This is a genomic window from Staphylococcus sp. EG-SA-17, assembly GCF_017151845.1.
In the GTDB taxonomy this organism is placed as follows: domain Bacteria; phylum Bacillota; class Bacilli; order Staphylococcales; family Staphylococcaceae; genus Staphylococcus; species Staphylococcus aureus.
Map to the genome: position 1 here is coordinate 78,626 of NZ_JACVZO010000009.1, position 11,116 is coordinate 89,741.

The following is an 11,116-nucleotide window of genomic DNA, read 5'->3' on the forward strand; positions in this document are numbered from 1 at the left end:
AAAGGCTGATTAAAAAATATCTTTAAAACTTTTCGCAGTTCGCTTTGTTTCAATCTTCGATTCGACAATGTCTAAAAAGAAGTGTATCGGCATGTTAGCCACTTTTTCTGCATCCATGCCCTTTTCTATCAAATCTTTAGCTATTTTCCTGTAATTGTTGTAGACAGCTTCAGGTGTTAAATCTTCTTTTCTTATTTCTGATTCTCTGTCACGAACTTTTTTGTATCGCTAGGTTCCCCACCTGTAATTCGTCCAATTAACTGTCCAATCTTTTCAATACCTTCTTGACCATTTGGTAATCCTTTTTGAAGTTCTATACTGGTAAATTGATTATCAAAAGCTTCAACGATGAAATCCAAAACTTCTTCTAATACTTCCATTTGTACAGCCATGTTGTTTTCGTATTCTTCTTGCTTGTTTTTGTATTCTTCCTGTTCTGTCACACTTAAGTTATTAAATTCTTCTTCTGTTAGATCTTTAAAATCAGCCCCCTTAAAGGCTTTGTTAAGTTTCAAACCTAATTTTGAACCTTGAATTGTTTCAAACAAAGTAATAATCGGCTTCGCTAAATACTTTTGATATTGCGGCTTTCCTGTTTTTGTAAATCCTGTAATTAATTCAATTGATGTACGTTCCATTATTAAATTCCTACTTTCTTTTTAATTTGGCCAAAATAAAAAGAGGGCATTAAGCCCTCAAAACTTACATTTCTAAATTAGATTGTACTGTAATTTGCACAGTATCAGTTTGCTTTCCTGCAGTCGCTGTAACGGTCGCATTACCTTCCGCCAAACCTTTAACGAGGCCAGTTGATGTTACGCTAGCATACGTTTGCCCCTCAGTCACTGCATAAGTTACTTTCTGTCCAGATGGTTCGGTTGTGGCTGATAGTTGTTTAGTAGCATCAACTTTAACTGTAACTTGTTCATCAGTGACGTTTACAGAAGTGACTTCAACTTTTTCTGTTTTTTTCATTTCTTTTTCTACAGGTTCCATATTTTGTTCTCCTCGACTAGACATGAATTCATCATAAGTTTTACCAAATGTTTCCATGAATACATAATCGCGCCCTGTAGTGCTTCCTTTTTTATCATAGCCAGTAACATGCGAGCTCTCATCAAACAAACGATCAATAAAATTGCCTTCTACGTCGTCATTCTGGAATTCAACTTTATCTTGTTTTGTTTGCCCTTTGATGCTTGAACGAGTGAATTTACCTTTGAACAAGCCAACCCATTCTGAAGACTCATCATGATTACGTCTTTCAAATACAATCGCTACATCTGGCGGGATATCCTTAGCTCCATATTTATAACCACCTACACCTTTTTTAGCGCCATTCAAGAACGCCTTATCGTCAGCAGGAACAGTAACAAATGTTGTCTTAACACTTAGTTTACCATTAGATACAGCAGTTGCTGCGACCATATCATCCCCATAATCTTCCTCGGTATCTTGTGGACGGTCTACTTCAATTTCTTTTAAGAAACGAATACGTGTGCCAGCTCCAGTTTCCCATTCATTTTCTGTATCTTTTAAAATAGGTGCATAATAAAAGTTTGATACCCCAATTGCGATACCCGAAACTCCTGTATCTGCAAAATGTTGTAAGTTTAATTTTAAAAATCTTGGTGCTTGTTTCAATTTTTCAATCATTTAATTTTCCTCCAATTTCATTGATAAAATCGAGCCTTTTGCTCTTATAATATGTCTGAATGACATGACGTCACTCTCGTATAACGGTTCTCTGTAATAACATTGAAAATTTATCACTTTGAGTAACTCAACAATTTTTTCTGCTTGCTCGTTCGGTTCATCTTGAGACCACCAAACATCAATTTGGTAATGGTATTCTCTTGAAATCTCGTTATCATCAGCGTATGTGTCAGGATTGAACGGTAAGGGATATATACGAATAATAGGCTTGTCAGTTTTTTCGTGAAAATGGTCATCTATAGTGTAGTTAAACACATTCACTTCATCTGTAATGTTATTTGCAATAATAGCGTTTCTAATTAATTTGGTAACATTAATCATTTTTGCAACCTCTTAGCAGTATCAAGCATTGTTTTTAAAACTTTGTTTTTCCCTTGCTTTTCTGTTTTTGTTATAAACAATTGTGGTTTTTGGTACATTGTTCCAAATTCTGTTGCATGAATACGATGTGAGACGCCTTTAGCGTAACCAATTGTAACAATTTTCTCACTTGTGTGTCTGTCTGTTTTCACATTAGAAACAGCTATGTGATCGCGAGCATGCTTTTTAGTATTCGCAAAAGGTGTATTACTTTTTAAAAGCGGGACTAATGACATAGCCCCAGCTTTGACAATTACATTACTATTTAAATTCATTTTTAAAACTGCATTTTTCAAACCTTGTTCGATGTTATTACTTTCAATTCTTGCCCCCATTAAATGACCACCTCGCCATAGATACGCAAATAAGATTTATCTTGATAATCTGGCTTTACATATTTGATGTTAAATCTTTGCCCTTCATGCAAGACGTAATGCTTATTTGTTGGTTTATAATCACCTCGTGTATCTCTGATAATAATAGTTTTAATGAATTTGCTACCTGTATTGAGATTCGTTTGAGTGTCGGATTCTTTAGATTCTTGAATGCAAGCGAAACAAGAGTATAATATTTTCGTCTTCGGTTTCATCGGATTTCCGTTCACTCTCTCGCTTACATCTTCACAAAAATCTATACGTTCATTTAATTTATTGGAATTAAATTTCATCATTTTCACTCTCCAAAAATTGCTCAAATGAACCTCTCAATTTATGCACCGTACTTAAAACCATATGTGGCGCAAGCGATAAATCCCTATCCAAATAAGCAATACGGTTTTCAAAATAGTAACTTGCTAAAGGGTATATAGCACGAGCAAATAGAGGATGACTTTTAAACCAATCAATATATTTACTTGGTTCATCCGTAACAGCGCTAGCTATTTCATGGAATGCCCAAGAGTAATATATTTCTAATAAGTCGTCCTCTGAATTGTGATCTATTTTGCAATGCTTTTTTAATAACTTAAGTTCCTCAGCTGTTAATTGCATTCAATCACCTATTCTTCTTTTACTCTTTCAAGTATTACTCCATGCTCTTTCAGCTTTTTGTTAACATATTCAGCACGTTTTACTGTCATTTCAACACGTTTACCTGACTTTAAATACTGGCCTTTTTCCAAGTCAGTATAAGATTTCTTCACTTCATACATTGCCATAGTTTATCACCTCTTTATAAAGTATCGAGCGCTTATTATGCTTCTAAGCCAAGATCGCCTTCACCGCGTTCACTATCATCATATTCAATCACAATTGCTGATTTATAATCTAGAATTCTACAGTCTTGACGTACAGCAATCATTAAACATTCTCCAAAATGCATGTAGTCAGTCCATGATGCTTGGTATTGAGAGCGGTCAAATAAAACAATCGCATCTTTTAAGTTACCGATAATCAAAGTGTTATTACCTTTTTGCCCTAGTACTTCATCAGGTAAAATTTCGATTTTAGCTCCTAATAAACGCTGTTGCGTTTTTTCTTTAACATCTGGCTGGATTAAATAGTTTCCTAGCTTATCTTTCATTTTGTCTAATTTTGCAAACATAGTTTGCGAAACAATCGCAACATTATGTTCGTAATTTGGCTTAACATTCAGGTTAATAGCATCTTTAATATCATCTAAAGATTTTGCTTTTTTAACTTCTAATTTCTTACCTTCTTTTTCAAAACCTGAACTTGTAGAACCCGTTGATCCTTTAGTGATAACATCAATAATTGCTTTGTTTCGTGTTGCTGCAATAGTTCGCGCCATCCATAGTTTCAATTCTTGCAAAACATTCACTTTTGCATCTTCGATTGCTTCACGTGAAATTCGGAAGTAACCACGGTGTGTATTAATGTCATATGCTAATTGGAAGAATGGTTTAACTGCTAATTCAGGGTTTTCTTCTAATTCTTCAACTTTTTCAAGGGCTGCAACTTCTGATTGTCGTACTACCGGATATTTACCAGAACCATTTGTAACACGTTTGACCGTCACATACTTATCAAGATTAAACTCAACCTCTTTTAATTTTAAAATATCTGTAACAATTTCCTCTGGAATAACTACAAATCCTGAGTCTGTTTTTAACGAACCACCTTGAATATCATTGCGTGTTTCAAGATATTCAGTAAAATCTCTAACTTCTTGTGATGTTACCTTTGTGTTTTGAATCGAAATACCTAAATCATTAATGTTTGCTTGGTTTCGATAAGTACGTGCTTCGTTTACTTCCACTGATTGTTGATTGTTTTCTGAAGTTCCATCTTTTTCTTTTAGCTTATCTAATTCTTCTTGTTTTTCTTGGATTTGAGAACGTAAATCAGTAATTTCTTGTTCTAATTTTTCTGCTTTTTCTAACTCATCGTTATTAAGTGCTCTCGTTGCATACTTCACCTTTAAATCAATTTGTCTTTTAATGTCTGAAATCTCAGATTGTAACTCTTCTTTTGTTTTCATTTAATTTCCTCCTAAAATTGGCATAAAAAAATAGACATCGCTATATTCAGCATGTCCAATGGCTGTATTTGATAATGGTGTTCAACTTCACCAAATATTATTTAATATAGAGTGTTTCTTTAGTCTTATTTCTAATTCTTTTTTACGTTGTTCTTTTTTAACGGTTTCAATACTATGTAATGCTGGTTTAACATCAGTGTCTTTGTAAGCCGGATAAGTCACTACAGAAACATCTGTAAGTTCACGAATTGCTGTTAAAGTACGTTTGTAAATGTTTTCTTGTTCATCAAAACGCACTTCATCGCCTTTATCGTCAAGCATAAAACCAAACGAACATTGATTGATGTTGCCTACACGCATGTTCTCATATAAATCACGTGCAAATGTTGTGTTTGGTAACTTACAACGATATTTAAGTCCAACATCATCAGTTTCGAGCTCCAAAGTACCCGATTTTGTCCTACCAATTATTTGCGATGGGATATGATCTACTAAACAACGTACATCAGATAAATCAGTGTTTTCTAAAGCGCGACGTGAAATCGTTTCTTTGAATCCACCAAGATTTTCAGACCAAGTGTCAAACTTTAACGCATACCCCTCTATCACCATTTCGTTGTTATCATTTGAGCGTACCTCAATAATGTTGCCAACTCTCGTTTCCTTACTCATTTTCCTCACCACCTTTCAATTTTTTATCAGTAGCTCTCGATTTATTCATCTGATACTCATCTACAAGTTCAATATTTACATGGTTTAAATCGACTCTGTGAATGCTACCATTACCGCCTGGTATTGGCGCTAATCCATCACGTTGTCTAATTTCATCGATATTCATCTTTCCAGAATCAATGTTAATTTTGTCGATTTCAGCTTGAGTTTTTTCATCAACAACTCGTATTTCAGTGGTATCAAATTTAAATTCACGATTCACATATTCATCATTAAACTTAAAATTCAATTCTGCACAAACGCAAGTAATATAAGGTTTTAAAGTTGATAAGTAATCTAAATTAGCATCCGTGATACTCATGTTCGCTGTTTCTATACCAAATTTATGCAACGGAATACCAAATACACCTGCTATTTCTCTTGTTGATGATTTGTTTTCTCTAATAAGCTTTAAAACTTCTGTATCAACTTCTAATTGGTCAAACGTCATTGATTCATCCAGTACTACAACTTTTCCAGCTTGTTTAGTTCCACTAAATGTTTTGTGAAATTCTTCTCTAGCACGTTCTCTTGCTTTTTTGTTATCTAATACGCCTTTCATTTTCAAAATACCACCAGCATGTGTACCGTTTCGCAAGAAATTATTAAGGAAATCTTTGCCGTTGTTATCCGACTCTATTGTGCGACTTAACGTATCTAACAGTGACAAACCATTTATACCGTCCAATGAATAGAACTTAATGTCTAGCATATCCTCGAACTTAACATTGCGTTCTATAATATTTCCCTTACTGTCTATCCTTTGATGAAAATAATACAGTCGACCTCTTGCGTCTGATTTCAATTCAATCTCTGATGTCTTTCTGAATGTTAAATTCATAGGTTTCCCTATTTTATCTCGTGTAATTTCAACATAACCATGTGATGTTAACAAAGCGCTGGCAAACACAACTAATTTAAATATATAGCCGTTATACATTGGATTAGGGCGTGTATTCAACAAATTAATAACTCTGTCACTATAATCAATTTGACCGTTCACAGTTAACCTTATTGGCATACGCGCTAAATCCGAAGCAATCATCATGACTGCAGTAAAGATATCACTATGTTTAATTGCTTCTACATCTTTATATTCACGTAGTTTTGTTCCTTGAAAACCCGGCAACGTTTGAACCATCATTTGCAAATCATCTTCGTTGTATTGCAAGTCTCGTTTTTCACTTCTATAAAAAATACCCACAATTACTACCTCCTTTCTTGATTGCTTTCATGATTTAAAATTAACGAAATAACAATCAACGTTATTCCAGTGCATAATAATCCCATGTTTTGACCGAAAGTCTTATACACAGAAATGTTAATCACAAATAAACCTAATAAAAAAAGGATGCTAACCAAATTAGCAACCAACAAATTAAAAAATACATTTATTTTATTCAAGTCCATTTTGTCACCACCTTTAAAAACCGAATTCTTCGCTTTCATAGATTTCTGCCCAATTCTCTTGAAATTCGTGCATCCTAGCTTCTGTGAAAGCTGTGATAATCGAAATGATTGGATCTATTTTTTGACGATTCATTTTTTTGTTTATTTTTACATTGTCCTCTCCATCACGAATCAAAACAGCATTATTAACTGATGTTGTAAGTAACGTATTGTCGTTATGTTGTATCCGTTTATCTGCAACCCACATTCTAAATTCTTTAATGGATTGTGATAATGCCTTGAAACTCTGTCCAACTTCAATAAGTGGCCAATCTAAAGCCATAGATTCAATTGTTGTTATGAAACTTTGCGCATTCCACGGGTCATAACAAACCGCTTTTACATTCAAATCATGCGTCGTTATAAAATCCATAATAAAGTCGATAACTTGTTTGTAATCAATCATGCCGCTGTCTGAGCGTGTAACGTCTGCTTCACCACGTTCAATCACTAAATCATAATTTATTTTGTCTCTTTTCGCTTTTTGTTCTAAGTTCGTTCTTAACCCAATGAAAGAATGGCTATGTAAAAATACTTTTTTGTTATCGTTTGGAAAAATAAACCCTACAGACGTTAAGTCGTCTAGCCTCGATAAATCGACCCCTATATACACATCTTTACCATTGATATTAGGCATATTTGTTGTGGCTTGTTCCCAATCTTCAATATCTAGCAAGCTATCTTCCCTTTGTGCTTGCCATAAATTGAAGTTTTTAATCAAAATCTTATGATACGATGTGCCTTTTTCTAATTCATCTTGTATATCAGACTTGATGTTTTGAAGTATTGTTTTTCTGTGTTCTTTTGATTCTAAAAGCGGCATTGCTTTAATCCATTTCGTTTCATCTTGTACCTCTTCTTGTGAATCCATTTCAGCACAATATACAAAGTAATTATCAGCTCTTACTTCTTCATTTAAAATACGTTTAATATACTTATACTCTTGGTACATTTGACTATTTAAATTGTCTCCGGCCGTTGAAACCAGTAGGGTTAAAGGATTTTTTTGTAATGTCATACCTGTTTTAAACCTTGAGTACATCTCATCATCAGGCATACTTGCCAATTCGTCCAAAATAGCAACTGTAGGATCTTTACCATCAACTGCATCTGGATTATTAGACAAAGGCGCAAACACTGAGCTGCTTAAAATATCTTCAATGTCCGTCTTTCTTACATCTGTTTTTTCACGGATAAACTTACTTTTACTTCGCATTAAGTTTACTTGTTGACTTGCCATCTTGAATATTGTTTGCGCTTGTTTATAGGTTGATGAAGCTACATAGATCTGTCTATTGAATTTAGGATATTGTCCAAACAGCAATTCATTAACAGACATACCAGACACGATTAAGGATTTACCTTGTTTTCTAGCCATACTTATATAAGCTTTAGTAAACATTCTGTATTGACCTCTACGCCAACCGTACAGACTTCCCACAATGAATTTTTGAAATTCCATAAGTGGCATAGGTTCGTTTGTTTTAGGGTCTGGTAGCATTTCGACAAATTCTATTGCTTTGTTAGATAAACGATTATCCCAATGGCAACCAATTGGCGGGTTCTCTATAAAAGAAAGGTGACGTTTACAGACTTGAATGTTTTTCTGACTGGCTAATATTTCACCCGAAACCACCTTTTTTGCATATTGAGTAACGTAATCTATCATTAGTCATCACTCGCAAATTTCATGTATGGATCGTCATTTTCCTTTTCTTCAGGAACCATAATTCGTAATCGACTATCAATTGTTAATCCTAAAGTATTAGCTGTTTGTTGCATGCGAATGCCCGCTTTTTCTTTAATGTTAAACGCTGGATTAACCTTTTGATTTCCTCTGTCATCTTCTAACATCAAACTTTCCTGCTCTAAAATCAAACTTGCTTTAACAAAATCACTGTAAAAACTACAATATTGTGCCAGCTGTGCTTTATCTAAGTTTGAAATTGGCAATTCTTGCATGTGTGGTAATATTCTTAAGTATTCTTGTTTCGCTATTTCATCTAAAAAGTGCGGTGGTTCAGTATCGATTTTAGAAAATTTATTTAATTGAGCTTCTTGACGCTCTTTTTCAATAATTTCTTCTTTTGTATAATTCTTGTTCGAATTTGACAAAAGCTTCTTAGGTCTACCCGCCATAAATTAGCACCTCCTACTAAAAAACTTAAATAAAGGGAATTTTTTGAGAAGAAAACTCTGCTCCGTTCTCCAGAACCTTTCATTGACGCCCGTTTCATCTTTGGGGGGGCTTCCTATTTTTATCTTTTTTAATATTTCTTCAAATCTTCTTTTGTCTTTTGGTTATGGCAAGCATCACACAAAGGCTGTAAATTACTTTTGTCTAATCTTCTTGCCCAATCAATTTTTGTTGGTACAATATGGTCAACCATAGTCGCTTGATTGCCACAAGAAACACAAATAAAATCATGTTCTAACAATACAATTCGACGCATGTTTTGCCACGTTTTCGATTTATAAAATCTTAAATACTCTGGATCGTTTCGACGTCTCAAATCATTGTAATTTTCATTTGCATATTGCTTGTGTTTATCACAATAACTTTCATTATGATTAATCAATACATTACATGTTGGATGACCACATCGCTTCATAATAGACAATGCACATCACTCCTTGTCGACTTTCTTAACATCTTGCACAGTTACTTGTCTATCATCTTTATCATTGCTAATTAACAATAAGTTTCCTATCGATCCATCAACAAGATACTTACTACCTTGAAACAATACTTTGTCTCCTTGTTTTATACCATTGTCTAAATTGATAGTCTGATTAGGTTTATTCATCAAGATAGTGTTAACACTATGACCAGCTATCTCATCCAAGTTAATACCTAACACGTTAGTAAGATTAGCTATATTCCACAATGCTTCGCTAAGTTCATTTATCATAATTCCTTTATCTATCGGTACATTACAAAACATATGCTGTTTAATTAGATCTGTAACATTGCCTGTAGATTGAGTTAAACCTAAGCCGTAACAAGTAATAGATTCATTTAAATTCAATTCATCATTGTGTGTACGTGTAGCTATCTCTTGGTACTTTGATATCTCCATTCTCCACCTCTTGTTTATAAAAATAAAAACCCTCACTTAATGTGAGAGTTCAAAAGAAATATAAATGTTTTGCTACACAGCAATTATAATAAAAAACAATATGTAGCATCAAAATTAGTCCGAACTGTACGATGTGTCCGAACTGTACGATGTGTCCGAACTGTACGATGTGTCCGAACTGTCGGTTTCTTGTTGCAAGTTATAAAGTATATTTACTATATCTTTTACTCTAGAATAAAAATTGTCTCTGCCTATATCAAGAATGCTCATGATCCTATTATGGCTTTCTCGTTGTTTTAACATTTGTAAAATATGATAATCTTTTTCATTCGTGATGTATTCTTCATATTCATCAATGAACGCTATCTTCTTAATCAAGTAATCGTACTTTCTAAGCGCTTTGTTTTTGTTTATAACTTTCACTAACACTTTATTGCTAGTCGTGCCTTTAGCTTTTGGCATCGCAGATTGATAACCATATTGTGCAATTGATGTACTTTCGTTATCGTAGACTTTACTGTCTATTATGTTCTTCATCCACTTGTAGTTATCTATCATTTCACGTATTTCTTTCCTGTTATACATGCAATACCTCCGATAATATAAATTACTTTTTAATATCGTTATTCATTCGCTTCAATTCAATCCTGTATTCTTCTAACCCGTTGTATCCTTTAGTTTTAACTACTTCATCAAGTAGATAATCATTCATATATCTGAGTGCTTGTATCTCTCTTGCACGATCACTATTAATACTGATACAAACTAATAGCAATATAGCAAATACAATAGTCATAGTAATCCACATCACTCACTTACCTCCGCTCGAAAGACGTAATCACTCGGCACCTCTACATCATCATTAGCCGTCATCATAATATATAATTGCTCCGTTACATACTTACCTAGCTCATACATTGCTAGTAAGAATATTAGTCTTAATATTTGTTTAATCATCATTGTCATCTCCTGTATCAATCAAAAAAAGTACCTGTCTCAACATACTCTTTAACTGTTGTTCATTTAGACTGGCTAACATAGGGCTGTAAAATTCACTATCTTCATCTTTAACAGTTTTAATAAAACAGCCTTCAATCTCAGCTTTTTCTTCTGGCGTTCCATTTTTATACGTCTTAAATACCTCGGTGTGCTTTTCTGGTAATTTCATTTTAGGTGTATTAAACATTATTATCTCCCCTCTTTAATGATTTTATTTCTTTTCGAACAAAGAACCTAATACTTCTTCACTAGGTCTTTCGAATAAGGTCACTTTAGAATTATTAGTGTAGTAAACAATAGGTGTATTTTGTGACTCATATTTCTCTTTCGCTTCTTCTTTACTCTCTGCCTCAACAACTGTA

At 33.7% G+C, this 11,116-nt stretch carries 19 protein-coding genes and 1 pseudogene; all 20 read right to left on the bottom strand.

Annotation, left to right across the window (positions count from 1 at the left end):
• Nucleotides 1-9 precede the first annotated feature (9 nt).
• Nucleotides 10-132 (bottom strand): phage tail assembly chaperone GT, encoded by a 123-nt coding sequence (gene gpGT / locus IDG65_RS06325; RefSeq protein ID WP_000570353.1) that lies wholly within the window; start codon nucleotides 130-132, stop codon nucleotides 10-12.
• Nucleotides 133-191: 59 nt separating this feature from the next.
• Nucleotides 192-638 (bottom strand): phage tail assembly chaperone G, encoded by a 447-nt coding sequence (gene gpG, locus IDG65_RS06330; RefSeq protein ID WP_000442601.1) that lies wholly within the window; start codon nucleotides 636-638, stop codon nucleotides 192-194.
• Between the two features lie 64 nt (nucleotides 639-702).
• Nucleotides 703-1,656 carry a major tail protein gene (locus IDG65_RS06335; protein WP_000570652.1) on the bottom strand — a complete coding sequence of 318 codons (954 nt, stop codon included), beginning with the start codon at nucleotides 1,654-1,656 and terminating at the stop codon, nucleotides 703-705.
• Nucleotides 1,657-2,037, bottom strand: coding sequence for a hypothetical protein (locus IDG65_RS06340; RefSeq protein ID WP_000611452.1), 381 nt, complete (start codon nucleotides 2,035-2,037; stop codon nucleotides 1,657-1,659).
• On the bottom strand, nucleotides 2,034-2,411 hold the full coding sequence (locus IDG65_RS06345; protein WP_000501244.1) for an HK97-gp10 family putative phage morphogenesis protein: 378 nt from the start codon (nucleotides 2,409-2,411) through the stop codon (nucleotides 2,034-2,036). The genes IDG65_RS06340 and IDG65_RS06345 overlap by 4 nt, the downstream gene beginning before the upstream one ends.
• Entirely contained in the window at nucleotides 2,411-2,746 is a 336-nt protein-coding gene (locus IDG65_RS06350) for a phage head completion protein (protein ID WP_000975314.1), read from the bottom strand. Before IDG65_RS06350 ends, IDG65_RS06345 begins: the two co-directional genes overlap by 1 nt.
• Nucleotides 2,733-3,065, bottom strand: coding sequence for a head-tail connector protein (locus IDG65_RS06355; RefSeq protein WP_001177483.1), 333 nt, complete (start codon nucleotides 3,063-3,065; stop codon nucleotides 2,733-2,735). The genes IDG65_RS06350 and IDG65_RS06355 overlap by 14 nt, the downstream gene beginning before the upstream one ends.
• Before the next feature lie 8 nt (nucleotides 3,066-3,073).
• Entirely contained in the window at nucleotides 3,074-3,232 is a 159-nt protein-coding gene (locus IDG65_RS06360; protein WP_001252099.1) for a hypothetical protein, read from the bottom strand.
• A 35-nt stretch (nucleotides 3,233-3,267) separates the two neighbouring features.
• Nucleotides 3,268-4,515 carry a phage major capsid protein gene (locus tag IDG65_RS06365; protein WP_000849950.1) on the bottom strand — a complete coding sequence of 416 codons (1,248 nt, stop codon included), beginning with the start codon at nucleotides 4,513-4,515 and terminating at the stop codon, nucleotides 3,268-3,270.
• An 87-nt stretch (nucleotides 4,516-4,602) separates the two neighbouring features.
• Nucleotides 4,603-5,187, bottom strand: coding sequence for an HK97 family phage prohead protease (locus tag IDG65_RS06370; RefSeq protein ID WP_206174052.1), 585 nt, complete (start codon nucleotides 5,185-5,187; stop codon nucleotides 4,603-4,605).
• Nucleotides 5,180-6,430: a phage portal protein gene (locus IDG65_RS06375; protein ID WP_000511073.1), complete on the bottom strand. Its 1,251-nt coding sequence runs from the start codon at nucleotides 6,428-6,430 to the stop codon at nucleotides 5,180-5,182. Before IDG65_RS06375 ends, IDG65_RS06370 begins: the two co-directional genes overlap by 8 nt.
• A gap of 219 nt (nucleotides 6,431-6,649) precedes the next feature.
• Entirely contained in the window at nucleotides 6,650-8,344 is a 1,695-nt protein-coding gene (locus IDG65_RS06380; protein WP_000568450.1) for a terminase large subunit, read from the bottom strand.
• Nucleotides 8,344-8,814 (bottom strand): phage terminase small subunit P27 family, encoded by a 471-nt coding sequence (locus tag IDG65_RS06385; RefSeq protein ID WP_000919024.1) that lies wholly within the window; start codon nucleotides 8,812-8,814, stop codon nucleotides 8,344-8,346. Before IDG65_RS06385 ends, IDG65_RS06380 begins: the two co-directional genes overlap by 1 nt.
• Nucleotides 8,815-8,942: 128 nt before the next feature.
• Nucleotides 8,943-9,287 carry an HNH endonuclease gene (locus IDG65_RS06390; RefSeq protein WP_000817289.1) on the bottom strand — a complete coding sequence of 115 codons (345 nt, stop codon included), beginning with the start codon at nucleotides 9,285-9,287 and terminating at the stop codon, nucleotides 8,943-8,945.
• A 15-nt stretch (nucleotides 9,288-9,302) separates the two neighbouring features.
• On the bottom strand, nucleotides 9,303-9,755 hold the full coding sequence (locus IDG65_RS06395; RefSeq protein WP_000406191.1) for a nucleoside triphosphate pyrophosphohydrolase family protein: 453 nt from the start codon (nucleotides 9,753-9,755) through the stop codon (nucleotides 9,303-9,305).
• Nucleotides 9,756-9,869: 114 nt separating this feature from the next.
• Nucleotides 9,870-10,340, bottom strand: coding sequence for a hypothetical protein (locus IDG65_RS06400; protein WP_000282748.1), 471 nt, complete (start codon nucleotides 10,338-10,340; stop codon nucleotides 9,870-9,872).
• Nucleotides 10,341-10,362: 22 nt separating this feature from the next.
• A complete protein-coding gene (locus IDG65_RS06405) occupies nucleotides 10,363-10,563 on the bottom strand; it encodes a DUF1514 family protein (RefSeq protein WP_000265041.1) in 201 nt (66 codons plus the stop codon).
• Nucleotides 10,563-10,712 (bottom strand): transcriptional activator RinB, encoded by a 150-nt coding sequence (gene rinB, locus IDG65_RS06410; RefSeq protein ID WP_206174054.1) that lies wholly within the window; start codon nucleotides 10,710-10,712, stop codon nucleotides 10,563-10,565. The genes IDG65_RS06405 and rinB overlap by 1 nt, the downstream gene beginning before the upstream one ends.
• Complete coding sequence (locus tag IDG65_RS06415; RefSeq protein ID WP_000483477.1) at nucleotides 10,705-10,941, bottom strand: DUF7366 family protein; 237 nt, start codon at nucleotides 10,939-10,941, stop codon at nucleotides 10,705-10,707. The genes rinB and IDG65_RS06415 overlap by 8 nt, the downstream gene beginning before the upstream one ends.
• Before the next feature lie 24 nt (nucleotides 10,942-10,965).
• A pseudogene (locus IDG65_RS06420) lies at nucleotides 10,966-11,116 on the bottom strand (DUF1381 domain-containing protein); the annotation flags it as partial.

What these genes read in the sequence shown, in the direction of transcription:
- gpG (WP_000442601.1), bottom strand. Translation starts at nt 638, where the DNA reads ATGGAACGTACATCAATTGAATTAATTACAGGATTTACAAAAACAGGA.
- IDG65_RS06335 (WP_000570652.1), bottom strand. Translation starts at nt 1,656, where the DNA reads ATGATTGAAAAATTGAAACAAGCACCAAGATTTTTAAAATTAAACTTA.
- IDG65_RS06340 (WP_000611452.1), bottom strand. Translation starts at nt 2,037, where the DNA reads ATGATTAATGTTACCAAATTAATTAGAAACGCTATTATTGCAAATAAC.
- IDG65_RS06345 (WP_000501244.1), bottom strand. Translation starts at nt 2,411, where the DNA reads ATGGGGGCAAGAATTGAAAGTAATAACATCGAACAAGGTTTGAAAAAT.
- IDG65_RS06350 (WP_000975314.1), bottom strand. Translation starts at nt 2,746, where the DNA reads ATGATGAAATTTAATTCCAATAAATTAAATGAACGTATAGATTTTTGT.
- IDG65_RS06355 (WP_001177483.1), bottom strand. Translation starts at nt 3,065, where the DNA reads ATGCAATTAACAGCTGAGGAACTTAAGTTATTAAAAAAGCATTGCAAA.
- IDG65_RS06360 (WP_001252099.1), bottom strand. Translation starts at nt 3,232, where the DNA reads ATGGCAATGTATGAAGTGAAGAAATCTTATACTGACTTGGAAAAAGGC.
- IDG65_RS06365 (WP_000849950.1), bottom strand. Translation starts at nt 4,515, where the DNA reads ATGAAAACAAAAGAAGAGTTACAATCTGAGATTTCAGACATTAAAAGA.
- IDG65_RS06370 (WP_206174052.1), bottom strand. Translation starts at nt 5,187, where the DNA reads ATGAGTAAGGAAACGAGAGTTGGCAACATTATTGAGGTACGCTCAAAT.
- IDG65_RS06380 (WP_000568450.1), bottom strand. Translation starts at nt 8,344, where the DNA reads ATGATAGATTACGTTACTCAATATGCAAAAAAGGTGGTTTCGGGTGAA.
- IDG65_RS06385 (WP_000919024.1), bottom strand. Translation starts at nt 8,814, where the DNA reads ATGGCGGGTAGACCTAAGAAGCTTTTGTCAAATTCGAACAAGAATTAT.
- IDG65_RS06390 (WP_000817289.1), bottom strand. Translation starts at nt 9,287, where the DNA reads ATGAAGCGATGTGGTCATCCAACATGTAATGTATTGATTAATCATAAT.
- IDG65_RS06395 (WP_000406191.1), bottom strand. Translation starts at nt 9,755, where the DNA reads ATGGAGATATCAAAGTACCAAGAGATAGCTACACGTACACACAATGAT.
- IDG65_RS06400 (WP_000282748.1), bottom strand. Translation starts at nt 10,340, where the DNA reads ATGTATAACAGGAAAGAAATACGTGAAATGATAGATAACTACAAGTGG.
- IDG65_RS06405 (WP_000265041.1), bottom strand. Translation starts at nt 10,563, where the DNA reads ATGTGGATTACTATGACTATTGTATTTGCTATATTGCTATTAGTTTGT.
- rinB (WP_206174054.1), bottom strand. Translation starts at nt 10,712, where the DNA reads ATGATTAAACAAATATTAAGACTAATATTCTTACTAGCAATGTATGAG.
- IDG65_RS06415 (WP_000483477.1), bottom strand. Translation starts at nt 10,941, where the DNA reads ATGTTTAATACACCTAAAATGAAATTACCAGAAAAGCACACCGAGGTA.